This window comes from Pseudomonas sp. SAR267 (genome assembly GCF_052077595.1).
Taxonomy (GTDB): Bacteria; Pseudomonadota; Gammaproteobacteria; order Pseudomonadales; family Pseudomonadaceae; genus Aquipseudomonas; species Aquipseudomonas vlassakiae.
In genome coordinates this window covers 3,395,838-3,419,894 of the sequence record NZ_JBQIHU010000001.1, presented here as the reverse complement: position 1 = coordinate 3,419,894, position 24,057 = coordinate 3,395,838, and the positions used below count along the sequence as shown (strand labels likewise).

Sequence of the window (24,057 nt, the reverse complement as noted above, 5' to 3'; positions counted from 1 at the left end):
AGGTCGATGGGGGCTGCTTTGCAGCCCATTCGCGACACAAGGCCGCTCCTACTGGAGAGCGCGTAGCCTTTGTAGGAGCGGCCTTGTGTCGCGAAAGGGCCGCAAAGCGGCCCCGGAGGCATCACAGGCTAGGCAGGACACCAGCAGGCAGCAGCCCGGTCAGGCAGCCCTTGGCCAGCAGCTCGACAGCTGCCTCGATGTCCGGTGCAAAGAAGCGGTCACGGTCATAGTGCGGCACTTCCCGGCGCAGCGCCTGACGCGCCTGCTCAAGCTTCGCCGAAGTCTTCAGGCCTTTGCGCAGGTCCAGCCCCTGACACGCACCCAGCCATTCGATGGCCAGCACGCCACGGGTGTTCTCGGCCATTTCCCACAGGCGCTTGCCAGCGGCCGGGGCCATCGACACGTGGTCTTCCTGGTTGGCCGAGGTCGGCAGGCTATCGACACTATGCGGGTGCGACAAGGCTTTGTTCTCGCTGGCCAGGGCGGCAGCGGTAACCTGAGCGATCATGAAGCCGGAGTTGACCCCACCATTTTCCACCAGGAACGGCGGCAGCTGGGACATGTGCTTGTCCATCATCAGCGAAATGCGGCGTTCGCTCAGCGAACCGATTTCGGCGATCGCCAAGGCGATGTTGTCGGCGGCCATGGCGACCGGCTCAGCGTGGAAGTTGCCACCGGAAATCACGTCGCCTTCGGCGGCGAATACCAACGGGTTGTCCGACACTGCGTTGGCTTCGATGCCCAGCACCTCGGCAGCCTGGCGGATCTGGGTCAGGCAGGCGCCCATGACCTGTGGCTGGCAGCGCAGCGAGTACGGGTCCTGGACCTTGTCACAGTTCTTGTGCGACAGCGACACTTCGCTGGAGTCGCCGAGCAGGTCGCGGAAGCAGGCAGCGGTATCGATCTGCCCACGCTGGCCACGCACTTCGTGAATACGCGCATCGAATGGCGAACGCGAACCCAGCGCAGCTTCGACGCTCAACCCACCACAGGCGATGGCGGCGGCATACAGGTCTTCAGCCTGGAACAGGCCGCGCAGGGCATACGCGGTGGACGCCTGGGTGCCGTTGAGCAGGGCCAGGCCTTCTTTGGCGGCGAGGGTCAGCGGCTCAAGGCCGGCAACAGCCAGGGCTTCGGTAGCCGACAGCCACTGGCCCTGGTGACGGGCCTTGCCTTCGCCCAGCAGCACCAGCGACATATGCGCCAGCGGTGCCAGGTCGCCAGAAGCGCCAACCGAGCCTTTGAGCGGAATGTGCGGGTAGACTTCGGCGTTGACCAGGGCGATCAGTGCATCGATGACCTTGCGGCGGATACCGGAGAAGCCACGGCTGAGGCTGTTGATCTTGAGGACCATGATCAGCCGTACCAGGGCGTCATCCAGCGGCGCGCCAATACCGGCGGCGTGGGACAGCACCAGCGAGCGCTGCAGGTTTTCCAGGTCGTGGCTGGCGATGCGGGTCGAAGCCAGCAGGCCAAAACCGGTATTGATGCCGTAGGCGGTACGGTCTTGGGCAATGATCTGCTCGACACAGGCGACGCTGGCGTCGATGGCCGGCGCGGCGCTGGCGTCCAGCTGCAGGCGCACAGGCGCGGCGTGGATGGCACGCAGCTGGGCCAGGGTCAGGGTACCGGGCTTGAGGGTCAGTACGGTCACTTCGCTACTCCAATTCTGTCAGGGGCCCGCAGGCCCCTCTTCTATTCAGTATCACTCAAAGCGCAGCGATCAGCCCGTGATCATTGGCAGGTCGAGGCCCTGCTCCTTGGCGCAGTCGATGGCGATGTCGTAACCGGCATCGGCGTGGCGCATCACGCCAGTCCCCGGGTCGTTGGTCAGCACCCGAGCGATACGTTCGGCGGCTTCATCGGTGCCATCGCAGACGATGACCATGCCCGAGTGCAGGGAGAAGCCCATGCCTACGCCACCGCCGTGGTGCAGCGATACCCAGGTGGCGCCGCCTGCGGTGTTGAGCAGGGCGTTGAGCAGCGGCCAGTCGGAGACGGCATCGGAGCCATCGCGCATGGCTTCGGTTTCGCGGTTGGGGCTGGACACCGAGCCGGAGTCCAGGTGGTCACGGCCGATGACCACCGGTGCCGACAGCTCGCCGCTGCGGACCATTTCGTTGAAGGCCAGGCCCAGCTTGGCGCGCAGGCCCAGGCCAACCCAGCAGATACGTGCCGGCAGGCCCTGGAAGCTGATGCGCTCGCGGGCCATGTCCAGCCAGCGGTGCAGGTGGGCGTCGTCCGGGATCAGTTCCTTGACCTTGGCGTCGGTCTTGTAGATGTCTTCAGCGTCGCCGGACAGCGCCGCCCAGCGGAACGGACCGATGCCACGGCAGAACAGCGGGCGGATGTAGGCCGGGACGAAGCCTGGGAAATCGAAGGCGTTGGCTACGCCCTCTTCCTTGGCCATCTGACGAATGTTGTTGCCGTAGTCGAAGGTCGGGATGCCTTGCTTCTGGAAGTCGAGCATGGCCTGTACGTGCACGGCCATCGACTGTTTGGCGGCCTTGACCACAGCAGCCGGCTCGGTCTGCGCGCGGTCGCGGTACTGCTCCCAGGTCCAGCCGGCTGGCAGGTAGCCGTTCAGTGGGTCATGGGCGCTGGTCTGGTCGGTGACCATGTCCGGGCGCACGCCACGCTTGACCAGCTCTGGCAGGATTTCGGCGGCGTTGCCATGCAGGGCGATGGAGATCGCCTTGCCTTCGGCGGTGTACCTGGCGATGCGGGCCAGGGCGTCGTCGAGGTCAGTTGCCTGCTCGTCGACATAGCGGGTTTCCAGGCGGAAGTCGATGCGGCTCTGCTGGCATTCGATGTTCAGCGAGCAGGCACCGGCCAAGGTTGCCGCCAGTGGCTGGGCACCGCCCATGCCGCCGAGGCCGGCAGTCAGCACCCACTTGCCTTTCAGGCTGCCGCCGTAGTGCTGGCGACCGGCTTCGACGAAGGTTTCGTAGGTGCCCTGGACGATGCCCTGGCTGCCGATGTAGATCCAGCTGCCGGCGGTCATCTGGCCGTACATGGCCAGGCCCTTGGCGTCCAGTTCGTTGAAGTGCTCCCAGTTGGCCCAGTGCGGTACCAGGTTGGAGTTGGCGATCAGTACACGCGGCGCGTTGCTGTGGGTCTTGAACACGCCGACCGGCTTGCCCGACTGCACCAGCAGGGTTTCGTCGTCTTCCAGACGGGTCAGGGTCTCGACGATCTTGTCGTAGCAGGCCCAGTTGCGCGCGGCGCGGCCGATGCCGCCATACACCACCAGCTCTTTCGGATTTTCCGCGACCTGCGGGTCGAGGTTGTTCATCAGCATGCGCAGTGGCGCTTCGGTCAGCCAGCTCTTGGCGGTCAGCTTGTTGCCACGGGGGGCACGGATTTCAACGTCACGGTATTTGTTGTTGTCGGTCACGGGAAGGTCCTCGGCGGTTGTCCGCGGGCAGATGTGTCGTGGTCAATATACAAACACATCTTTACTTGTATGTACAAGCATGGACAAGCAAAATAATCGGACCGCTCCTCCGAATTCATGAAAGCACTGGGGCCGCTTCGCGCCCCTTTCGCGACACAAGGCCGCTCCTACAGGGGAACGTATATCCCTGTAGGAGCGGCCTTGTGTCGCGAAAGGTGCGCGAAGCGGCCCCGGCTATCTCAAACTGGAATGAGTTCGATCAGGCAGAACCGACCCTGTACCTCCAGCCCCAACAACTCGTCATTGCCCTCCAACCGCAGACAGTCATACAGCCCCAAACGCTGCATTTCATGCCCAGCCATCGCCACTTCCACCTGATTGCTCGCGGCAAACAGCAACACCGTCGACGCCGAGCTGTACAAGCGGCTGGTACCGTCGAACCACTGCAAGCGCGCCCGATAGCGCTGCGGCGCATAGATCAGGTTGAAGTCGCGGATCGGCCCACCGAGCAATTTGCAGCTGACCTGGCTCTCGCCACTGAAGGCGAACGCATCGAACGGCAACAATGGCCGGGTGGCCTGCTCGTCGACCAGCAAGCGCATGCCGTCTCCCTGCAGCACGGTGATGATCCGCTGGTAGCCGGCAAACACGGAAAACCCACCCGATTCCTCGATATCGGCAATCGACAGGCGCCAACCGAAGCCATCGAGCCCCTCGCCATTATCACGGGTAATCTCTTCGGTGAAACCGCCACCGTTCTTCCACGGCATGCGCGGGTAATTCTGCGCACGCAGCAACTGCAACTGGGTCATTTACTGAAACGTCCTTCAAGGCGGTGACGGGAACCGGGGTGGATCAGCCGCGCTGCAGTCACGGGCTGACGCCCCGACCAGGTGCGACGACGGATCAGCAGGCAGGGCTCGCCGCGCTCGATCTGCAACAGGCGACACTCTTCGGGCTCGGCGAGAATCGCCTCGACCACGTGCTCACCCTCGGTCAGCGGCGCCACCTGTGACAGGTAGGCGTAAGGCGTCTGCCGGGTGAAGTCCTGCTTGAGGTAGTCGGGGGCGATGGCGGCGTTGACGTAGCGGTCCTCGATCTGCACCGGCACGCCGTTTTCGCAATGCACGATCAACGAGTGAAACACCCGCTGCCCTTCGCGCATGTCCAGGGCCAAGGCGCGTTCGGAACCAGCGGCCTCTTCGGCCAGCTTGATCACCTGGCAGCTATGCTGGTGACCACGGCCGGCGATCTCGTCGGCAATGTTGTTGACTTCGAACAGCGCCGAGCGGGTCTTGGGCTCGGCGACGAAGGTGCCTACCCCCTGCATCCGCACCAGCAGGCCTTCAGCGGTGAGTTCACGCAAGGCGCGGTTGATGGTCATGCGGCTGAAGCCCAGCTCGCTGACCAGTTCGCTCTCTGAGGGCACCCGGTGATGCGGCGGCCAGCTGCCGTTTTCGATCTGCTGGATGATCATTTGCTTGACCCGGGCATACAGCGGCGCCGGGCCCTCGCCCATCTGGGCAACCAGCGCGGAGACAGGAGGTGTCGGCACGGCGTTGAGTCCTTAGGCAATGGAATGAGCGGTAGCTTGCCGCAGTTTACCCGGCAGGCAAACGCCTGTATATGTATATACAAGTCAAACAATAACAGGATTCTCTCCGATGTCCGCCTATTTTGCCGAACGCGCCCTGCTGCCTACGGGTTGGGCCAGTAACGTCCGCCTCGAAGTGTCCAGTGACGGCCTGCTCAGCCGCATCGAAGCCGACGCTTCGGCCGAAGGCGCCGAACGCCTGACCGGGCCGTTGCTGCCCGGCATGCCCAACCTGCACTCGCATGCGTTCCAAAGGGCCATGGCTGGGCTGGCGGAAGTCGCAGGCAACCCCAACGACAGCTTCTGGACCTGGCGCGAGCTGATGTATCGCCTGGTCGGCAAGATCACCCCGGAGCAGCTGCAGGTCATTGCCCGCCAGCTGTACATCGAGATGCTCAAGGCCGGCTACACCTCGGTGGCCGAGTTCCACTACGTGCATCATGACCAGGCAGGCAAAGCCTACGCCGACCCGGCCGAGCTGTCCCGACGCATCAGTGCAGCTGCGGCCAGCAGCGGCATCGGCCTGACCTTGCTGCCAGTGCTGTACAGCCACGCCGGTTTTGGCGGCCAGGCGCCGAACGAAGGGCAGCGGCGCTTCATCAACTCCACCGACCAGTACCTGCACCTGCAGGCGCAACTGGCGCCAATATTGGCAGCGCAACCTGCGCAGCAGCTGGGCCTGTGCTTCCACTCCTTGCGCGCGGTCACGCCCGGCCAGATCGCCGAGGTACTGGCCGCCGGTAACCCGCAGTGCCCGGTTCATATCCACATCGCCGAACAGCAGAAGGAAGTCGACGACTGCCTGGCCTGGAGCGGGTTGCGGCCGCTGCAGTGGTTGTATGAACACGTCGATGTGGACCGTCGCTGGTGCCTGGTGCACGCCACCCATGCCGAAGCCGACGAAGTCACGGCCATGGCGCGCAGTGGTGCAGTGGCCGGCTTGTGCCTGACCACCGAAGCCAACCTCGGCGACGGTATCTTCCCGGCGGTGGACTTCCTGGCCCAGGGCGGGCGCATGGGCATTGGCTCGGACAGCCATGTGTCGCTGAGCGTGGTCGAGGAGCTGCGCTGGCTGGAATATGGCCAGCGCCTGCGGGACCAGCGGCGCAACCGGCTGTACCGTGGCGACCAACCAATGGTCGGGCGTACGCTCTACGACGCGGCACTGGTTGGCGGGGCGCAGGCGCTGGGGCAAGCCGTTGGCGAGCTGGCGGTAGTCAAGCGGGCCGACTGGCTGGTGCTGGATGGGCAGGACCCCTACATCGCCATGGCCGAGGGCGACGGGATTCTCAACCGCTGGCTGTTCGCCGGCGGCGACCGTCAGGTGCGGGATGTGATGGTCAATGGTCAGTGGGTGGTGCGTCAGGGGCAGCATGCCCATGAAGAGGAGAGCAGGCAGGCGTTTGCTGAAGTACTGCGGCAACTCCTGGGCTAACTGGGGCCGCTTTGCGGCCCTTCGCGGGCTTGCCCGCTCCCACAGGATGGCGCGAATCCCTGTGGGAGCGGGCGAGCCCGCGAAGGGCTGCAAAGCAGCCCCAATTTCATTAGTGCATCTGCACGATCTGCTTGTCGGGTGTACGCCAGATCAGCCGGCTGGTGTCATAGCCCTGCTGGCGGGCCTTGGACATCAGGCTCTCGCGCTCCCACACCGGCAGAGTCGGTGTGCGCGACAAAATCCACAGGTACTTGCGGTCCGGGCTGCCGACGATCGCGGTACGGTAGCGGTCGTCCACGTACAGGATCCAGTACTCGCCCTTGGCCACGCCCGGGACCAGGCGGGTAAACCAGTTGTCGAACTCCACCCACAGCCTGTCGGTATGCCCCGGCTCCTGAATGTATGCGTGCCCCTCGGCGCGCAGCCACTCATCGCCCATCGTGCGGCAGCGGTTGAGCACACCGTAGGAGCCATCGGGCTTGAGGTTGTAGTGCGCTTCGGACTGCGCACAGTCGGCCTGGTACTTCATCGGCAGGCGCGCCAGCTCATACCATTTGCCCTGATAGCGCTTGAGGTCGACATCACCCGCCGTCTTCGGCGCCAGCGGATCGTTGGCGGAAGTGGCACAACCACCCAGCAGCATCACCAGGCACAGCCCCAGCAGAACGTGCAAACGCCTCATTTGAGGCCCTGCCCGGAGTAGATCAGCACCTTGTCGGCCGCGTATTGCACGCTGATGAAGCTCTTCTCGTCCCCCCAGGTACAGCTGCTCATGCCCAGTGCGCCAGAGCACTCGGTGGGCGTGCCGAGCAGTTGCTCGACCTCGGCCTTGTTCATACCGGCCTTGAGCTTGGAATAGTTTTCCTGATTGATCTTGCTGCACGCGGTCAGGACGACGCACAAGGACAACAGGGCGAGGGAACGCAACGACATGAAGGGACACTCCTGGGAAATAGACACAGGCGAGTGGCCTGCAGTGACCTTCGACGTGAAAATCCCTCCCTGGTTCCCTGACAACACCGCTTTCGTCGTACACCGTTGGTCGGCTGGCCCTGCGCAAACGATTAATGTTTCAGCTCACCGCGACGACACAGCGAGCACGCTGTGGCGCATTGCCACAGTCCCCTCCTACGCCTTGCCTTGTGCAGACCAGAAAAATGACCAAGAACCTCAAGTTCAGCCACAAGATCCTGCTGGCCGCCGCCCTCGTGGTGGCCGTTGCCTTCACCTGTTTCGTACTGTTCAACGACTACCGACAACGCCAGTCCCTGCGCAGCGACACGCAGACCACGCTGCAGGACCTGGGTAGCCTCACCGCCGGCAACATCCGCAACTGGCTCGACAGCCGGATCCAGTTGCTCGACTCGCTGGCCCAGCAAGTTGCGGTCGATGGGCCGGGCAAAGCCAGCCTGGACCGCAGCCTGGCCTTGCCGGTCTACGGCAAGAATTTCCAGCTCACCTATTTCGGCGGCCAGGACGGCAGCATGCAGTCGGTACCGGTGGGTAACCGCGCCGCCGACTACGACCCGCGGGTGCGGGGCTGGTACAAGGCGGCCACTGCCAGCGGCCAGACCATCGTCACCGAGCCGTACATCTCAGTGTCGGCCGGCAAGCTGGTGATCACCCTGGCCACCCCGGTGCAGCAAGCCGGCAGGCTGATCGGCGTCAGCGGCGCCGACACCGACCTGCAGACCATCAGCAACCTGATCAATGCCCTGAACTTCGACGGCCAGGGCCATGCTTTCATCGTCAATGGCGATGGCAAGATCCTCATCCACCCGAAAGCCGACCTGGCCCTGAAGACCCTGGCCGATGTCTACCCGCAGGACACGCCGCGAATCGGCAGCGGGCTCAAGGAAGTCGAAGTCGACGGCCACAAGCAGTTCATCAGCTTCACCCACGTCGATGGCGTGCCGTCGGCAGACTGGTACGTGGCCCTGGTACTCGATCAGGATGCAGCGTTCGCCATGCTGGGTGAGCTGCGCACCTCCGCCATCATCGCCACCTTGATCGCGGTTGTGGCGATCATCGCCCTGCTCGGCCTGCTGATCCGCGTGCTTATGGCGCCATTGCACCTGATGGGCCGCGCCATGCATGACATCGCCGAAGGAGAAGGCGACCTGACCCGGCGCCTGACCATCCACGCCCAGGACGAATTCGGCAGCCTTGGCCAATCGTTCAACCGCTTCGTCGAGCGTATTCACGAATCGATCCGCGAAGTGGCCTCGGCCACCGGCCAGGTCAACGCCGTGGCTGCCCAGGTGGTGAGCGCTTCGAATGCCTCGATCAACAACGCCGACCAGCAGTCCAGCCGCACCAACAGCGTGGCGGCAGCCATCAATCAGCTAGGCGCCGCCGCCCAGGAAATCGCCCAGAACGCCGCGCTGGCCTCGCAACACTCCAGCGAAGCCCGTGGCCTGGCCGAGGATGGCCAGCAGGTGGTCGGGCGCACCATCGACGTGATGAACCAATTGTCGGCACGGATCAGCGACTCGTGTGGCAACATCGAGACGCTCAACGCCCACACCGCCAACATCGGTCAGATCCTCGATGTGATCAGCGGTATTTCCCAGCAGACCAACCTGCTGGCGCTCAATGCCGCGATCGAAGCGGCCCGTGCCGGCGAGGCCGGGCGTGGCTTTGCCGTGGTTGCCGATGAAGTTCGCAACCTCGCGCACCGTACCCAGGAGTCGGCACAGCAGGTACAGCGCCTGATCGAAGAACTGCAGGCCGGCGCGCAAGTGGCGGTCAGCACCATGAACCAGAGCCGCGCGCACAGCGATCACAGCGTGGGCATTGCCAACCAGGCTGGCGAGCGGCTGGGCAGCGTGACCCAGCGCATTGGCGAAATCGATGGCATGAACCAGTCGGTGGCCACCGCCACCGAAGAGCAGACGGCCGTGGTCGAGTCGATCAATGTCGACATCAACGAGATCAATGCGTTGAACCAGGAAGGGGTGCAGAACCTGCAGAGCACCTTGCGTGCCTGCACCGACCTTGAGCATCAGGTCGAGCGGTTGAAGCATCTGGTAGGCAGCTTCCGGATCTGAAACCGCTGGGGCCGCTGTGCGGCCCCAAGGGCCTAGAACCTGGACCCAGGCTCCAGCAAAAAGTCCATCTCTTCGCTGGTACTCGGCCGCCCCAGCACCAGATTGCGGTGCGGGAAGCGGCCGAAGCGGGCAATCACCCGCTGATGCTGCTCGGCATAATCGAGGAAGCCTTCGAACAAGCGCCGGTGATCCTCGGGCTGCTCTTCCAGCAGCACCTGGTAACGCTCGACGCACAGGTTCTGCCAGTCCAGCACTTCGGCATGCTCCAGCACCAGCAGCACGAACACACGCTGGATCGGCAGCAACTGGTAATCCCAGTTTTTCTGCAGGCCCTGCATGGCCACTACCTGCGCTCGCCGGTCGCCTTCGAAGGCGCGCGGCGTGTCGCGGTAGAGCATGCGTGGCAGCTGATCCAGCAGGATCAGCAGGCCGAGCCAGCCCTGTGGGCTCTGCTGCCACTCGTCGAGCCCACCCGCCAGGGCCTGCTCGACCAGGTGACCAAACAGCGCCTGGGCTTCGGCATCGTGATGCTTGCCGAACCACAGCGTGCTCTTCTCGTCAGCCACGGCCTGGGGACTGGTGCCCCAACCGAACCACCACTCCAGCAACGGCTGCCAAGGTGCGAGCATGACTTACTCCTTGTGGTAGGCGGTGACGCGCTCGACCTCTTCCTTCGAGCCGAGGATCACCGACACGCGCTGGTGCAGGCTCTCCGGCTTGATGTCGAGGATGCGATCGTAACCGTTGGTGGAGGCGCCGCCGGCCTGCTCGATGATGAACGACATCGGGTTGGCTTCGTACATCAGGCGCAGCTTGCCCGGCTTGCTCGGCTCACGGGCATCGCGCGGGTACATGAACAGACCGCCACGGGTCAGGATACGGTGCACGTCGGCCACCATCGAGGCGATCCAGCGCATGTTGTAATTCTTCTTCAGCGGGCCGGTCTCGCCAGCCAGCAGTTCACCTACGTAGCGCTGCACCGGAGCTTCCCAGTGACGCTGGTTGGACATGTTGATGGCGAACTCGGCGGTGCTTTCCGGCACGCGGATGTTCTCGTGGGTCAGGACGAAGCTGCCCAGCTCGCGGTCCAGGGTGAAGCCCTTGACGCCATTGCCCAGGGTCAGGATCAGCATGGTCTGCGGGCCATAGATGGCGTAACCGGCGGCGACCTGCTGGGTGCCTGGCTGCAGGAAGGCGTTCTCGTTCAGGGTTTCGTTCTGGCTCAGGTACTCGTTAGGGCAACGCAGTACCGAGAAGATGGTGCCGACCGACACGTTGACATCGATGTTGGACGAACCGTCCAGCGGGTCGAAGACCAGCAGGTAGGCGCCTTTCGGGTACTTGCCAGGGATCTGGTAGGCGTTGTCCATTTCCTCGGACGCCATGCCGGCCAGGTGGCCGCCCCACTCGTTGGCTTCGAGCAGGATGTCGTTGGAGATCACGTCCAGTTTCTTCTGGACTTCGCCCTGCACGTTTTCCGTGCCCATGCTGCCCAGCACGCCGCCGAGGGCGCCCTTGGACACGTGATGGCTGATTTCCTTGCACGCACGCGCCACCACTTCGATCAGGAAGCGCAGATCGGCAGGGGTATTGTTGCTGCGGGTCTGCTCAATCAGATAGCGACTCAGGGTAACGCGGGACATGTATGGCTCCGAAAGGATAGGGGGTGAAAAACCCCCGCAGTTTACAGGGAGAGTTGCGGCCTAGCGAGCAAAGAGACTCGCCTTCCGGCGTTGAGTTCAGCAAGTGCCTGGCCAATGGTCGGCTGCCCGGCGTATTGCGCGGGCTTTGCAGGAGCGGTCTTGTGTCGCGAAAGGGGTGCGAAGCACCCCCAGGATTTCAGCTTCGCAACGAATATTGCCGGGGCCGCTTCGCGGCCCTTTCGCGACACAAGGCCGCTCCTACACAGACCGCACTCGCCTTCAATCCAGCGCCTTCCAGATCTCGGTGGCGTATTCACGAATGGTCCGGTCCGAGGAGAACCACCCCATCCGCGCCGTGTTCAGCACCGCCATGCGCCACCATTCCTGCGGTGCGTGCCACAACTCCTCGACCCGCCGCTGGGCATCCCAGTAGGCATCGAAGTCGGCGCACACGAGGAAGCGGTCATAGGCCACCAACCCGTCGATCAGCCCGGCATAGCGCGAGGGATCATCCGGCGAGAACACCCCGCTGCGAATCGCCTGCAGCACATCGTTAAGGCGACTGGACGCGGCAATCGCCGCATTCGCACCGAAGTCCCCCGCCTTGCGCCGCGCCTCCACCTGCTGCGCGGTCAGGCCGAAGATGAACATGTTGTCCGCCCCCACCTGCTCGCACATCTCGACGTTGGCACCGTCGAGCGTACCGATGGTCAATGCGCCGTTGAGGCCGAACTTCATGTTGCTGGTGCCGGACGCTTCGTAACCGGCGGTGGATATCTGCTCCGAGAGGTCTGCCGCCGGGATGATGCTTTCAGCCAGGCTGACGTTGTAGTTGGGCAGGAACACCACCTTGAGCAGGCCGCGCACGGTCGGGTCGTTGTTGACCACCCGGGCGATGTCGTTGGCCAGCTTGATGATCAGCTTGGCCTGGTGGTAACTGGCCGCCGCCTTGCCGGCGAAAATCTTCACCCGCGGTACCCAGTGGGTAGCGGGGTCGTTGCGCATGGCCTGGTACAGCGCCACGGTGTGCAGCAGGTTGAGCAACTGGCGCTTGTACTCGTGGATGCGCTTGACCTGAACATCGAACAGCGCCTCTGGGTTGACCGTGACGCCGACCCGGTCCTGGATGATGCTGGCCAGGGCACGCTTGCTGTGCAGTCGCTGGGCGGCGAACTGTTTGCGGAAGCCCGCCTTGTCGGCGAATGGCACCAGCCCGGCCAGGCGGCCCTCGGGGTCGTCCTTGAGCTCCGGCCCGAGCGCCTCGACCAGCATCTCGGTCAATTGCGGGTTGGACTGGTACAGCCAGCGGCGGAAGGTGATGCCGTTGGTCTTGTTGTTGATCCGCTGCGGGTAGAGCTTGTGCAGATCGGCGAACACCGTGCTTTTCATCAGTTTGCTGTGCAACGCCGATACGCCGTTGACGCTGTGCGAACCGAGAAATGCCAGGTTGCCCATGCGCACCCGACGGCCGTTGTCCTCTTCGATCAGCGAGACGGCGCGCAGCACGTCGAAATCGTGCAGGCCTTTGGCGCGCAGGCTATCGATATGGTAGGCATTGATCAGGTAGATGATCTGCATATGCCGGGGCAACATGCGCTCCACCAACGCCACGGGCCAGGTTTCCAAGGCTTCGGGCAACAGCGTGTGGTTAGTGTAGGCAAGGGTGCCGACCGTCAGTTCCCACGCGGTATCCCAGGGAATTTCGTGCTGGTCGACCAGCAGGCGCATCAGCTCGGCCACGGCGATCGACGGGTGAGTGTCATTGAGCTGGATGGCCGCCGCATCGGGCAGGTTGAGCAGGTTGTCATGCATGTTGAGGTGGCGACGCAGCAGGTCCTGCAGCGAGGCCGACACGAAGAAGTACTCCTGGCGCAGGCGCAGTTCCTGGCCGGCCTCGGTGCTATCGGCCGGGTACAACACCCGCGATATGCTCTCGGCCCGCGCGACTTCAGCGACCGCGCCGAGGTGGTCACCGGCATTGAAGCGCTCCAGGTGCAGCTCTTCCAGGGCCCGCGCCCGCCACAGGCGCAGGGTGTTGACACTGGCTCCGCGCCAGCCGACCACGGGCGTATCGTAGGCGACTGCCCGCACCGTCTCGCCCGGCCACCACACCTGGCGTTGCTGGCCGTGGGTGTCGTGCACGGTTTCGACACTACCGCCGAAACTGATCGGGTAAATCACCTCGGCGCGCTCGAACTCCCAGGGGTTACCGAAGTCCAGCCAGTTCTCGGTCTGCTCCTGCTGCCAGCCATCGACCAGCGCCTGGCGGAACAGCCCATGTTCGTAGCGAATGCCGTAACCATGGGCGGCGATGCCCAGGGTCGACATGCTCTCCATGAAGCAGGCCGCAAGGCGGCCGAGGCCGCCATTGCCCAGCGCGGCATCCGGCTCGAGCAGGCGAATGCGCTCCAGGTCAACGTTCAGGCCTTCGAGCGCATCGCGGGCGATGTCCAGCAGGCCGAGGTTGCTCAGGCTGTCGTAGAGCAGGCGGCCGATGAGAAATTCCAGGGAAAGGTAGTAGACCCGCTTCTGGCTGCGTCGGTAGGCGCGGCGGGTGTGGTCCATCCAGTGGTCGACCATGTGATCGCGCGCGGCCAGGGCAATGGCTTCGAACCAGTCATGGTCGAAGGCATGCTCCGGGTCCTTGCCGACCGCGTAGGTCAGCTTATCCAGTACAGCAGCGCGAAATTCCGCGACTTCGGCGTCACGAGCTTCAGGTTCCTGGGACATGGGGCATCCTCGGGCAAGTTGACGAAAGCGGAGGCAGATTGATCAGCCTAGACGCTTCGACCAAGAGCGACAGCCAGTGTTCGTGGTTTTCATGAAGCTTTGCGCTTTCGTTCGAAAGGTTGTTCAAAAATTGAGCAATTCCGGTATGATCGCGCCCCCGAGACCGTGATACACCCCCATAACGATGAAAACGACCCTGATCGCCGCAGCCGAAGTCGACCGCCTGGAGACCTGGCAGCGCTACACCAGCAACATGTGCCATGGCTGCCATTCGACCTGTTGCACCCTGCCCGTGGAGGTGAAGATCAAGGATCTGATCCGCATTGGCGTGGTGGATGAGTTCGAGAAAGACGAACCGCCGAAGAACGTGGCCAAGCGTTTGCAGAAAGAAGGCATTATCGAGCGCTTCAACCAGAAGTCGGGGATCTTCACCCTGACCCGGATGAGCAACGATGACTGCATGTACCTGGATCGCAAGAGCCGGCTGTGCACCATTTATGACAAGCGGCCGGATACTTGCCGTAATCACCCGAAGGTCGGGCCGCGGCCGGGGTATTGTGCTTACAAGCCGAAGGTGGTTGGACGTTGACGGTCTCGCCAGGACTCAATAGACTTTCACCTGTCTCGATGTACACGGAGCTTCCGTCAGGAAGTGTCTAGACGCCGCCACCTGGTTCCGGCCGTGCCGGTTGATGGGTTTGGTCCCTAAGGGCATCCGCGATACGACCCCCTTCATTGGGGGTTTCGTATTTTTACAGACTGCTATCGCCTTACAGGCCGTCGAATCGGTTCATTTCTCAGTTTCTTCAGTATCAGCAACCAGCCTTTGATCTTTTCGTGCCGCTTCAGCGCAGTAGGCCTATTGGAAGGATGGCCAGGGTCACGCACATAAGCACTTTCCACATGGAGCTTCAGGCTACGGGGCGAGTCTCGACGCAAGTTGAAATACACCTCATATCGGCTGCCCTCCGGATACCCGAACTGATTACCCTCGATAGTCAACCAGTTGCTATGTCCAGTAAACAGGCATTGCCGGTCAAGCAAAGAAGCAATAATGGAAGGCAACTGAACTGACAGCTTGTGACGGTTAGGGCAGAAGGCACGGCGAATTCCCCGATGATCGATCAGCAAGTGATCGTGCCCCATATGATCGAAATCCAGTTCGGTACCTTGCTTTGGGCCATAGCTGACGCAATGACTTGAATATTCGACCGCCAGCGCTACTTCCTCCATCCCTTGGCCCGGGATCTTCAATTGATGTGAGAGTGGGCGCAAATGGAGCAGACTCCACGTACTGCCTGCGACCTCAATGTGGCCACGAGCCAAGTGCTCCTTCCACCCCTTGCCCTTCATTTTCTGCCTCAACCAATTGCCAGCAGGCAGCGTACTGAGGCAATCGGCTATTGCCAAAGACAGCTTGGTAAGTAATTGAGTACAAAGAAATATGTTGTAACCGACACTGGAAATATCAGTCTTCTAGACTGCCCAAAATCTAAGCTATACACCGCCCCAGCCAAGGCAACTAAAAACTTTTCCTCTATGCATCAAGAAACTTTCCCGCTCTAGATGCAGATAATTCCTACAGGTAGTAGCTGGCGACTTCAGTCCTAGCGAAATACCCTACTAACCCTGTCGACTCGCGTCTGATTGTTACTGGAAACCTGTCCCCCTAGGCTGTCCAGATCGCTGAATGGTTCAGCGATCGGGTGTGGAAACCCGGCAATTCATGAGAACTGCGACTGTCGTTATGGCGGTTGTACGCGGAAGGCCGCAAGGCCTGCCGGGGTTCTCATGCCTGGTTTTCCACTCCGTGTACAACCGCCACCCTTTCGTGTGGAAACGAGCGGGTGGGTAAATGACATGAGAACCAGCCATGAAAAAAATCTTCCCCGACCCACCCCACCACTTCGACCTCCCGGACGGCACGACCCTCACCCACGCCATCGGCGAAAGCCTCGTCCCCCTCGACCACGTCGTGGTCAACATCACCCACTACCTGATGATCGCCTACAACCACAGCCACCGCGCCCTCGATGGCATTGAGGATGAGCGCACGCGGGAGACGCTGGTGAATGGCTTGCGGGCCATGCAGCTGGCCTGGGGGCAGGCGGATGCCTTGTCGCTCGCCTTGGAGCGTGCCGGCAGCACGCATTGATATCCGCCTTTTCGCGGGCATGCCCGCTCCCACAGGAACTGTGCAATGCCCGAGACCTGCGCCGCACCTGTGGGAGCGGGCGTGCCCGCGAAACCGGCGAAGCCGGTGCCATCCACAACAACACTCCGGGTGAAAAACCAATGACCGAAAACAACCCGAGCCCCCCCGGCAAAACCTGCTTCTACCAGGGCGAAGAGCACAAACAACCCCTGTTCCAGATCTGCCCAGGCATCCCCTGCCAGGACGCCCGCGATCAAGCCTCCGAACTGCTGGGCTGCGTGCGCGACCTGACCCTGACCGCCGTGATGGACAACGACCCGCAACTGATCTGGGCCGCACATTACCTCAGTGCATTAGCCAAGGCCCTGCTGGACGACGCCGAACTGGGCATGCGGCACTGAACCAGCTTCACGCGCCTGCCGCCGGGAAGCTGCGGCAAGCACCACCGTGATCGGTCGGCGGATGCTCCGGATACGTCTGCGGCAGCACACTGATCGGACTGGTGGCGATGAAGCCATCAGCGAACTTCGCTTCGACGAACTGCGCCTGCCACCCCTTGGCTGGCGCAGTACGTTGCAGGGTGAGGTGTCGCTTGGGCGCCAGCGTCTCGGACTGGTAGCGCACCCCGCAGGCATAGCGGAAGTCGCGATCCTGGCTGTTGCTTGCCGTCCAAACCTTCACTTCCAAGGGCGGCTCGGAAAAGTCGACCGCCGTCAACCCGGGCTGTTCGCCCTCTGACACCTGCACCCTCGGCAGCGGTTTGCCATCGCGCAGGCGCGTTACCACCGGCACCAAGGTGCTGACCACCTGCTGACGCACCCCGCCGTGGTCCGAGTTCGGCAACACTCTCAGGCTGGTCTGGCCCGGCAGGCGCTGCTGATAATCGGTAACCGGGTCAGGCGCGAAGAAGTCATCACCGCTGGCAGACACCAGGTACTTGGGAATCGCCAGGCGCTGCCCCTCCTCATCCAGATACTGCATCGGGTCCATCATCGCCATCAGCCGCTCGAATGCAGGGGTACCCTGTTCGTACAGCACCCCAGCCTCCTGGTAAGGCCAAAGCGCGATAGGCAAGTGACCGCCATAGCGCTTGCGCAACCCGACCAGCATGGCCGAGGTGTCGGCCACGTCGATCACGCTGGGCACGATGGCCATCACCCGCTCATCGGCCAAGGCCGTGAGCCAAACACTCCAGCCGCGCTTCGAGGCACCGGTGATGATGAAATGGTCCACCTTGAGCCCTTGCGCACCCAGCTCCCGCTCGGCCAGATCCATCGCCCGGCTTGCCGCCGCAGCCATCGGTACATGCAGTGGCAGTTCCGGCGCAGCCCCACGCAGCGAATGCGCCCAGGTATGGGCCACGGCGTCATCTTCGCGCAGGGGGTTGGCGACATCGCTGAAGGTCACATACTGGTTGGGCACATCGCTGATCATGACCACGGCCATCTGTGCCTTGAGGGCAACCTCACGCAACGCTTCACGGGCATGATCCGGCGATTGCGCCGGCCCGTGCCGCACGCCGTTGTTCACCACCAGCAGGGCTTTACCAGGCACGGCATTGCGCGGCATGTGCAGCTCGACATCGTGCTCCCAGCGACGCGGCTCAACCACCGGTTCTGGCTCCCACACCTGCGAAACCATCTGCAGGCGACGGAATTCGTAACCAGGTTCGGAGGCTTGTTCGAGCAGTCGAGCCTCCAGAGGTGCCTGGCGGACATTTTCGATATGGCAACGGGCAACTTCCTGCGGACGTAGCTCGCTACAGTCCTGCAGAGCGCTGGCATGGATACTCGCCATCAGGCAGGGGATGGCCAGTGCGTATCGGTATTTCATGGGCTTGCTTCCTATTACAGAAAGCATTCCACGCTAGGTAGCCCCGCAACCGTATACAAGGCTTGAAGGTTGCCTAAAGAAGCGCCCTACACCAGCTTGCGACGCAGACTACAACTTGCATCCCCAGACAAACAAAAACGCCCCCGGCCTTTCGACCGGGGGCGTTTTCATTCAGCCTGAGCTAACTCAGTTCTTGGCTTTCTTGGCAGCGCGGGTACGCTCGCCTTCGTCCAGGATCTTCTTGCGCAGACGGATCGACTTAGGCGTGACTTCGCACAGCTCGTCGTCCTGGATGAATTCCAGAGCCTGTTCCAGGGTGTGGCGAACCGGCGGAACCAGGGCGATCACTTCGTCTTTGCCCGAAGCACGCATGTTGTCGAGCTTTTTGCCTTTGGTCGGGTTCACGCCCAGGTCGTTGTCACGGCTGTTCAGGCCGATGATCTGACCGTTGTAAATCTCCTGGCCATGTTCAACGAACAGCTTGCCGCGAGCCTGCAGGGTTTCCAGCGAGTAGGTCAGTGCCTTGCCGGTCTCGACCGAAACCAGAACACCGTTCAGACGGCCGGACATCTGGCCCGACTTCATGGTGTCGTAGCGATCGAAGATCGAGGTCAGGATGCCTGCACCGTTGGTCAGGGTCAGGAACTGGTTACGGAAACCGATCAGACCACGGGCTGGAATGTTGTACTCCAGGCGAACACGGCCCTTGCCATCCGGCACCATGTTGGTCAGGTCGCCCTTACGCAGACCCATCTCTTCCATGACCTTGCCCTGGGATTCTTCAGGGATGTCGATGGTGACGTTCTCGAACGGCTCCTGCTTGACGCCGTCGACTTCGCGGATGATCACTTCAGGACGGCCCACGGCCATCTCGAAGCCTTCACGGCGCATGGTTTCGATCAGCACGGACAGGTGCAGCTCACCACGGCCCGACACCTTGAACTTGTCAGGGGAATCGGTTTCCTGAACGCGCAGAGCAACGTTGTACAGCAGCTCCTTGTCCAGACGGTCCTTGATGTTACGGCTGGTGACGAATTTGCCTTCCTTGCCGCAGAACGGCGAGTCGTTGACCTGGAAGGTCATCGAAACGGTTGGCTCGTCAACGGTCAGCGGCTTCATCGCTTCTACCGCATCCGGGGCGCACAGGGTGTCGGAGATGAACAGCTCGTCGAAACCGCTGATGCAGACGATGTCGCCAGCCTGAGCTTCTTCGACATCGACGCGGTGCAGGCCGTGGTGGCCCATCAGCTTGAGGATACGGCCGTTACGCTTCTTGCCGTTGGTGTCGATGGCGACAACCGGGGTGTTCGGCTTGATGCGGCCACGGGCGATTCGGCCAACACCGATAACGCCGAGGAAGCTGTTGTAGTCCAGTGCCGAGATCTGCATCTGGAAGGGGCCGTCACGGTCAACGGAAGGCGCCGGTACGTTGTCGACGATCGACTGGTACAGGGCGGTCATGTCTTCGCCCATGGCGGTGTGGTCCAGGCCGGCGATACCGTTCAGGGCCGAGGCGTAGACGACTTTGAAGTCCAGCTGTTCGTCGGTGGCACCGAGGTTGTCGAACAGGTCGAAGATCTGGTCCAGAACCCAGTCAGGACGCGCGCCTGGACGGTCGACCTTGTTGATCACGACGATCGGCTTCAGGCCGGCTTCGAAGGCCTTTTTGGTCACGAAGCGGGTTTGCGGCATCGGGCCGTCCTGGGCGTCGACCAGCAGCAGCACGGAGTCGACCATCGACATCACACGCTCGACCTCGCCACCGAAGTCGGCGTGGCCGGGGGTGTCGACGATGTTGATGTGGTAGCCGTTCCAGTTGATGGCGGTGTTTTTCGCCAGAATGGTAATACCGCGCTCTTTCTCCTGGTCGTTGGAGTCCATGACGCGCTCGTCGTTGAGCTCGTTACGCTCCAGAGTGCCGGACTGACGCAGGAGTTTGTCGACCAGGGTGGTTTTACCATGGTCAACGTGGGCGATGATGGCGATGTTACGCAGATTTTCGATCACAACTGTATCTCGATCAGAGGATTCGGTTGCCGCCAGTGTAGGCGGCGAATATGTACGGTTTGAGGCTCAGCGGGCCCGATGGTCGGGAGGGCGATGGCGGATACTGCCGCCATACAGCCCTGGCGTCTTATGTCGGACGATAAACACGCACATTGGCATGTCCCTCACTGAGCAGGTGGTGTGCGTGCAAACGGCTCATCACACCTTTGTCGCAATACAGCAGGTACTGGCGCGTAGGGTCTAGGTGCTTGAACTTGCTGTTGATCGCGTAGAACGGCATGGCCTGGATTTCGATACCTTCCAGTGCCAGAGGTTCGTCTTCCTGGGCATCGGGGTGGCGAATGTCGATGACGATCTGGCCAGGCAGCGCCTCGGCCACTTCCTCGACCTCGATGTCCTTGCCCAGCTCGTCGATCACGTGATCGATGGAGATGAACTTGGCACGCTCCAGGGCACGCTCCAGCACGGCCATGTCGAACTGCTTTTCTTCATGCTCCATGCGGTGACGCTTGGCATGGGTGGTCGGGTTCACCGAGATCACGCCGCAGTATTCCGGCATGTGCTTGGCGAAGTCGGCGGTGCCGATTTCGGTGGCCTGGTCGATGATGTCCTGCTTGTGGCTGGCCAGCAATGGACGCAGCACCAGCTTGTCGGTGGCCGAGTCGATGATCGACAGGTTCGGCAGGGTCTGGCTGGAGACCTGGGAAATCGCCTCGCCGGTGACCAGGGCATCGATCTGCAGACGGTCGGCCATGTGCGCGGCACCACGCAGCATCATGCGCTTGAGCGTCACGCCCATGTAGCTGTTGTCGACCTTGTTGAGGATCTCGCCGACCACTTCTTCGAATGGCACGCTGATGAACAGCACGCGCTGGCTGCTGCCGTACTTCTTCCACAGGTAGTGGGCAACTTCCATCACGCCCAGCTCGTGGGCACGGCCGCCGAGGTTGAAGAAGCAGAAGTGGGTCATCAGGCCACGGCGCATCATCTGGTAGGCCGCCACGGTGGAGTCGAAACCACCGGACATCAGCACCAGGGTCTGCTCCAGCGCGCCCAGCGGATAGCCGCCGATGCCGTTGTGCTGGTTGTGGATCACATACAGGCGCTGATCGCGAATCTCGATGCGCACCACGACTTCAGGCGTCTTCAGGTCGATGCCGGCAGCGCCGCACTGCTGGCGCAGCTGGCTGCCGACGTAGCGGTCGACGTCCATCGAAGTGAAGTCGTGATGACCGCCGCGCTTGCAGCGCACCGAGAAGCGCTTGCCGGCCAGCAGGTGGCCGAAGTGGTGCTTGCACTTGGCGACGATGTCGTCGAAGTCACCCAGCGGGTACTCCTCGACCTGCAGGAAGTGGGTGATGCCTGGCGTGCAGGTGAGGCGCTCGATCATCTCGCGCTGGACCTTCTCGTCCTCGACGCGGGTGACCACTTCGAGATTGTCCCAGACACCATCGACCGCGAGCTCTGGATCAAGATCCTTGAGCACGTTGCGGATGTTCTTGCCGAGCTGGCGGATGAAACGCTTGCGCACCGGCCGGCTCTTGATGGTGATTTCTGGGAAGACTTTGACGATAAGTTTCATTGGGTTAACAGCGCGCGCAAGGCCTGCCGAAAATGAGGGGCGCGAATTATAGCGGAAATTGCTCAGGATTTGACCAACTTTTGATCAGAAGCTTCGAGATAAATGCAGAGGCCGGTTTTTGTGCCGCCTGTTCCGGCCCTTTCGCGGGTCAACCCACTCCCACAGGCACCACAATCCCTGAGGGAGCGGGTTGACCCGCGAAGAGGCCCTCGGAGAAGGCACACCTTTCAAGGCGCGCACCAACTTGGTGCTATACACTGAATTCCTGCCTCCTAAGGGTGCACTTTTATCCGCTGCCAGCCCGGCAAATGCCCGCAGACGCCCCTTTTTATCCAGCCCTCGCCATTTTCGGGCACTGGCATGCAATTTGCTCCCTTGTGAGGCAGGTAAGCTTGGCCGACTATCCGCGCCCGGCAACACCCTTTTTCCAGAGCAGCGGCCCACCGCGCTCTAGACCCTCCGGAGGACAACATGTCGAAGTCGGTTCAACTCATCAAAGATCATGACGTCAAGTGGATTGATCTGCGTTTCACGGACACCAAAGGCACTCAGCATCACGTGACCATGCCGGCGCGTGATGGCCTGGACGAAGACTTCTTCGAAGTCGGCAAGATGTTCGACGGTTCCTCCATTGCTGGCTGGAAAGGCATCGAAGCTTCCGACATGATCCTAATGCCGGTCGACGAGACCGCTGTTCTGGACCCGTTCACCGAAGAGCCGACCCTGATCATCACCTGTGACATCGTCGACCCGTCGAGCATGCAGGGCTACGATCGCGACCCACGTGCGATCGCCAAGCGCGCCGAAGAGTACCTGAAGAGCACCGGCATCGGTGACACCGTATTCGCTGGCCCAGAGCCAGAATTCTTCATCTTCGACGAAGTGAAGTTCCAGTCGGACATCTCCGGCTCGATGTTCAAGATCTTCTCCGAGCAAGGCTCGTGGATGACTGGCGCTGACGTGGAAGGCGGCAACAAAGGCCACCGTCCAGGCGTGAAAGGCGGCTACTTCCCGGTTCCGCCGTTCGACCACGACCACGAAATCCGTACCGCCATGTGCAACGCTCTGGAAGAAATGGGCCAGACCGTTGAAGTTCACCACCACGAAGTGGCGACTGCCGGTCAGAACGAAATCGGCGTCAAGTTCAACACCCTGGTGAAGAAGGCCGACGAAGTTCAGGCCCTGAAATACGTCGTGCACAACGTTGCCGACGCTTACGGCCGTACCGCCACCTTCATGCCGAAGCCACTGTACGGCGACAACGGCTCGGGCATGCACGTGCACATGTCGATCTGGAAAGACGGCAAGAACACCTTCGCCGGCGAAGGCTATGCCGGCCTGTCCGACACCGCCCTGTACTTCATCGGCGGTATCATCAAGCATGGTAAGGCCCTGAACGGCTTCACCAACCCGTCGACCAACTCGTACAAGCGTCTGGTCCCAGGCTTCGAAGCCCCGGTAATGCTGGCCTACTCGGCTCGCAACCGTTCCGCCTCGATCCGTATTCCTTACGTCGGCAGCCCGAAAGCCCGTCGTATCGAAGCCCGCTTCCCGGACCCATCGGCCAACCCGTACCTGGCCTTCGCGGCCCTGCTGATGGCTGGCCTGGACGGTATCCAGAACAAGATCCACCCTGGCGACGCTGCCGACAAGAACCTGTACGACCTGCCGCCAGAAGAAGCCAAGGACATTCCGCAGGTTTGCGGCAGCCTGAAAGAAGCTCTGGAAGAGCTGGATAAAGGCCGTGCGTTCCTGACCAAGGGCGGCGTGTTCTCCGACGACTTCATCGATGCCTTCATCGAGCTGAAGAGCGAAGAAGAGATCAAGGTCCGCACCTTCGTGCACCCGCTGGAATACGAGCTGTACTACAGCTGCTGATCTGATTGGCGCCTGGCGCCGATCTGAATCACCGAAAACGGCCTTCTTCTGAAGGCCGTTTTTTGTTTAATGCCCATCTGTTTCAGATGCTTCCTACAAGCAGGGCACGCCTGACAGCGCACAATCACATCCCCGACAATAAGGAGATTGCCATGCGCGCCCTACCCTTCGTGCTTAGCTTCGCCATCACGCTAGCCGGCTGCAGCGCCCCCCCACAATCTGAATTCAACCCTTTGCTTTCGGCAATCGGGCAGCGCCTGGACTTGGCATACGCCGTGGCCGTGCACAAATGGGACAATGGCGTGCCAGTCGAGGCCCCCATGCGAGAACAAGAGGTTCTGCAGCAGGCTCAAGCTACAGCGCATGACTACGGCTTGCCTCCCGAAAGGGCAGCGGCCTTTTTCAGCGACCAGATCGAAGCCAACAAGATGATCCAGTACGGCCTGATCGACCGCTGGACTGCGCTGGGGAAGCGGCCCCCTCAGCAAGCCAGAGACCTTGCCGATGAACTGCGCCCGCGCCTGGACATGCTCCAGGCGACATTGCTGTTCGAGCTGGGCAACCTGGACCGCAAGCCGATGAACGACTGCCCTCGTCAATTGACCGAAGCATTGAACAGACACGCCGGCGACCCACTCCGGCACATGGCCCTGGTCCGCGCAACCGCACAATTGTGCGTAGGACGTTGACCCCAGCAATGCTCTATATTGGTGCATAAACGTACCGAGCGCTTCTATCTGCAGCCCAAAACAG

At 61.9% G+C, this 24,057-nt stretch carries 20 protein-coding genes and 1 pseudogene; 8 read left to right on the top strand and 13 right to left on the bottom strand.

Translation table 11 applies throughout. The features are described from left to right. Window positions 1–121: 121 nt before the first annotated feature. The 4 genes from hutH to hutC form a co-directional block, all read right to left on the bottom strand. Entirely contained in the window at window positions 122–1,654 is a 1,533-nt protein-coding gene (hutH, locus tag ACTORR_RS16180; RefSeq protein WP_313364285.1) for a histidine ammonia-lyase, read from the bottom strand. A 69-nt stretch (window positions 1,655–1,723) separates the two neighbouring features. Continuing rightward, entirely contained in the window at window positions 1,724–3,397 is a 1,674-nt protein-coding gene (hutU, locus tag ACTORR_RS16175; protein ID WP_441343716.1) for a urocanate hydratase, read from the bottom strand. A 239-nt stretch (window positions 3,398–3,636) separates the two neighbouring features. Beyond that, the gene (locus ACTORR_RS16170; RefSeq protein ID WP_099815701.1) at window positions 3,637–4,209 is read right to left on the bottom strand and encodes a HutD/Ves family protein; all 573 of its coding nucleotides are present in this window, start codon (window positions 4,207–4,209) and stop codon (window positions 3,637–3,639) included. Further along, window positions 4,206–4,916, bottom strand: coding sequence for a histidine utilization repressor (gene hutC / locus ACTORR_RS16165; RefSeq protein WP_177332355.1), 711 nt, complete (start codon window positions 4,914–4,916; stop codon window positions 4,206–4,208). Before hutC ends, ACTORR_RS16170 begins: the two co-directional genes overlap by 4 nt. A gap of 145 nt (window positions 4,917–5,061) precedes the next feature. Between hutC and ACTORR_RS16160 the strand changes: the two genes are divergently transcribed. After that, a complete protein-coding gene (locus ACTORR_RS16160) occupies window positions 5,062–6,426 on the top strand; it encodes a formimidoylglutamate deiminase (RefSeq protein WP_441343715.1) in 1,365 nt (454 codons plus the stop codon). A 109-nt stretch (window positions 6,427–6,535) separates the two neighbouring features. Here ACTORR_RS16160 and ACTORR_RS16155 read toward each other — a convergent pair whose 3' ends face one another. Together ACTORR_RS16155 and bamE are read right to left on the bottom strand one after the other, a co-directional pair. Then, complete coding sequence (locus ACTORR_RS16155) at window positions 6,536–7,108, bottom strand: lipocalin family protein (protein WP_186601758.1); 573 nt, start codon at window positions 7,106–7,108, stop codon at window positions 6,536–6,538. Then, entirely contained in the window at window positions 7,105–7,359 is a 255-nt protein-coding gene (bamE, locus tag ACTORR_RS16150; RefSeq protein ID WP_027921036.1) for an outer membrane protein assembly factor BamE domain-containing protein, read from the bottom strand. Before bamE ends, ACTORR_RS16155 begins: the two co-directional genes overlap by 4 nt. A gap of 134 nt (window positions 7,360–7,493) precedes the next feature. Between bamE and ACTORR_RS16145 the strand changes: the two are divergent. After that, window positions 7,494–8,621, top strand: a pseudogene (locus ACTORR_RS16145) (HAMP domain-containing protein); the annotation flags it as partial. A gap of 24 nt (window positions 8,622–8,645) precedes the next feature. Continuing rightward, window positions 8,646–9,476 (top strand): methyl-accepting chemotaxis protein, encoded by an 831-nt coding sequence (locus tag ACTORR_RS16140; protein WP_371263235.1) that lies wholly within the window; start codon window positions 8,646–8,648, stop codon window positions 9,474–9,476. A gap of 32 nt (window positions 9,477–9,508) precedes the next feature. On the opposite strand, the gene ACTORR_RS16135 is transcribed toward ACTORR_RS16140, so the two are convergent. The 3 genes from ACTORR_RS16135 to ACTORR_RS16125 all read right to left on the bottom strand — a co-directional run bounded on the left by ACTORR_RS16135 (window position 9,509) and on the right by ACTORR_RS16125 (window position 13,849). Beyond that, window positions 9,509–10,105, bottom strand: coding sequence for a DUF924 family protein (locus ACTORR_RS16135; protein WP_313364438.1), 597 nt, complete (start codon window positions 10,103–10,105; stop codon window positions 9,509–9,511). A gap of 3 nt (window positions 10,106–10,108) precedes the next feature. After that, a complete protein-coding gene (locus tag ACTORR_RS16130; RefSeq protein WP_016712457.1) occupies window positions 10,109–11,119 on the bottom strand; it encodes a class 1 fructose-bisphosphatase in 1,011 nt (336 codons plus the stop codon). Window positions 11,120–11,398: 279 nt separating this feature from the next. After that, window positions 11,399–13,849, bottom strand: coding sequence for a glycogen/starch/alpha-glucan phosphorylase (locus ACTORR_RS16125; protein ID WP_441343714.1), 2,451 nt, complete (start codon window positions 13,847–13,849; stop codon window positions 11,399–11,401). A 184-nt stretch (window positions 13,850–14,033) separates the two neighbouring features. Between ACTORR_RS16125 and ACTORR_RS16120 the strand changes: the two genes are divergently transcribed. Beyond that, on the top strand, window positions 14,034–14,438 hold the full coding sequence (locus ACTORR_RS16120; protein ID WP_003249225.1) for a YkgJ family cysteine cluster protein: 405 nt from the start codon (window positions 14,034–14,036) through the stop codon (window positions 14,436–14,438). A 173-nt stretch (window positions 14,439–14,611) separates the two neighbouring features. Here ACTORR_RS16120 and ACTORR_RS16115 read toward each other — a convergent pair whose 3' ends face one another. Then, window positions 14,612–15,082 (bottom strand): hypothetical protein, encoded by a 471-nt coding sequence (locus tag ACTORR_RS16115; protein ID WP_441343713.1) that lies wholly within the window; start codon window positions 15,080–15,082, stop codon window positions 14,612–14,614. A gap of 640 nt (window positions 15,083–15,722) precedes the next feature. Between ACTORR_RS16115 and ACTORR_RS16110 the strand changes: the two genes are divergently transcribed. Together ACTORR_RS16110 and ACTORR_RS16105 are read left to right on the top strand one after the other, a co-directional pair. Next, window positions 15,723–16,004 carry a hypothetical protein gene (locus ACTORR_RS16110; RefSeq protein WP_313364436.1) on the top strand — a complete coding sequence of 94 codons (282 nt, stop codon included), beginning with the start codon at window positions 15,723–15,725 and terminating at the stop codon, window positions 16,002–16,004. Between the two features lie 140 nt (window positions 16,005–16,144). Then, on the top strand, window positions 16,145–16,405 hold the full coding sequence (locus ACTORR_RS16105) for a DUF3077 domain-containing protein (protein WP_054884263.1): 261 nt from the start codon (window positions 16,145–16,147) through the stop codon (window positions 16,403–16,405). 7 nt (window positions 16,406–16,412) lie between these two features. Here ACTORR_RS16105 and ACTORR_RS16100 read toward each other — a convergent pair whose 3' ends face one another. From ACTORR_RS16100 to thiI, 3 genes are all read right to left on the bottom strand, one after another. Further along, on the bottom strand, window positions 16,413–17,837 hold the full coding sequence (locus tag ACTORR_RS16100; protein ID WP_313364435.1) for a PhoPQ-activated pathogenicity-related family protein: 1,425 nt from the start codon (window positions 17,835–17,837) through the stop codon (window positions 16,413–16,415). Between the two features lie 186 nt (window positions 17,838–18,023). Then, window positions 18,024–19,844, bottom strand: coding sequence for a translational GTPase TypA (gene typA, locus ACTORR_RS16095; protein WP_054884261.1), 1,821 nt, complete (start codon window positions 19,842–19,844; stop codon window positions 18,024–18,026). A gap of 127 nt (window positions 19,845–19,971) precedes the next feature. After that, window positions 19,972–21,426 (bottom strand): tRNA uracil 4-sulfurtransferase ThiI, encoded by a 1,455-nt coding sequence (gene thiI, locus ACTORR_RS16090; RefSeq protein ID WP_054884260.1) that lies wholly within the window; start codon window positions 21,424–21,426, stop codon window positions 19,972–19,974. 471 nt (window positions 21,427–21,897) lie between these two features. Here thiI and glnA point away from each other — a divergent pair, with 471 nt between their 5' ends. Both glnA and ACTORR_RS16080 read left to right on the top strand, forming a co-directional pair. Further along, the gene (gene glnA, locus ACTORR_RS16085) at window positions 21,898–23,304 is read left to right on the top strand and encodes a type I glutamate--ammonia ligase (RefSeq protein ID WP_054884259.1); all 1,407 of its coding nucleotides are present in this window, start codon (window positions 21,898–21,900) and stop codon (window positions 23,302–23,304) included. A gap of 152 nt (window positions 23,305–23,456) precedes the next feature. Continuing rightward, window positions 23,457–23,993 carry a chorismate mutase gene (locus ACTORR_RS16080; RefSeq protein ID WP_313364434.1) on the top strand — a complete coding sequence of 179 codons (537 nt, stop codon included), beginning with the start codon at window positions 23,457–23,459 and terminating at the stop codon, window positions 23,991–23,993. The last annotated feature ends 64 nt before the right edge of the window (window positions 23,994–24,057 follow it).

Coding starts and splice junctions, on each gene's coding strand:
- ACTORR_RS16155 (WP_186601758.1), bottom strand. CDS start 7,108: ATGAGGCGTTTGCACGTTCTGCTGGGGCTGTGCCTGGTGATGCTGCTG.
- glnA (WP_054884259.1), top strand. CDS start 21,898: ATGTCGAAGTCGGTTCAACTCATCAAAGATCATGACGTCAAGTGGATT.
- ACTORR_RS16110 (WP_313364436.1), top strand. CDS start 15,723: ATGAAAAAAATCTTCCCCGACCCACCCCACCACTTCGACCTCCCGGAC.
- ACTORR_RS16120 (WP_003249225.1), top strand. CDS start 14,034: ATGAAAACGACCCTGATCGCCGCAGCCGAAGTCGACCGCCTGGAGACC.
- hutC (WP_177332355.1), bottom strand. CDS start 4,916: ATGGGCGAGGGCCCGGCGCCGCTGTATGCCCGGGTCAAGCAAATGATC.
- ACTORR_RS16160 (WP_441343715.1), top strand. CDS start 5,062: ATGTCCGCCTATTTTGCCGAACGCGCCCTGCTGCCTACGGGTTGGGCC.
- thiI (WP_054884260.1), bottom strand. CDS start 21,426: ATGAAACTTATCGTCAAAGTCTTCCCAGAAATCACCATCAAGAGCCGG.
- ACTORR_RS16130 (WP_016712457.1), bottom strand. CDS start 11,119: ATGTCCCGCGTTACCCTGAGTCGCTATCTGATTGAGCAGACCCGCAGC.
- ACTORR_RS16115 (WP_441343713.1), bottom strand. CDS start 15,082: ATGGAGGAAGTAGCGCTGGCGGTCGAATATTCAAGTCATTGCGTCAGC.
- ACTORR_RS16080 (WP_313364434.1), top strand. CDS start 23,457: ATGCGCGCCCTACCCTTCGTGCTTAGCTTCGCCATCACGCTAGCCGGC.
- bamE (WP_027921036.1), bottom strand. CDS start 7,359: ATGTCGTTGCGTTCCCTCGCCCTGTTGTCCTTGTGCGTCGTCCTGACC.
- ACTORR_RS16100 (WP_313364435.1), bottom strand. CDS start 17,837: ATGAAATACCGATACGCACTGGCCATCCCCTGCCTGATGGCGAGTATC.
- ACTORR_RS16105 (WP_054884263.1), top strand. CDS start 16,145: ATGACCGAAAACAACCCGAGCCCCCCCGGCAAAACCTGCTTCTACCAG.
- ACTORR_RS16135 (WP_313364438.1), bottom strand. CDS start 10,105: ATGCTCGCACCTTGGCAGCCGTTGCTGGAGTGGTGGTTCGGTTGGGGC.
- ACTORR_RS16170 (WP_099815701.1), bottom strand. CDS start 4,209: ATGACCCAGTTGCAGTTGCTGCGTGCGCAGAATTACCCGCGCATGCCG.
- ACTORR_RS16125 (WP_441343714.1), bottom strand. CDS start 13,849: ATGTCCCAGGAACCTGAAGCTCGTGACGCCGAAGTCGCGGAATTTCGC.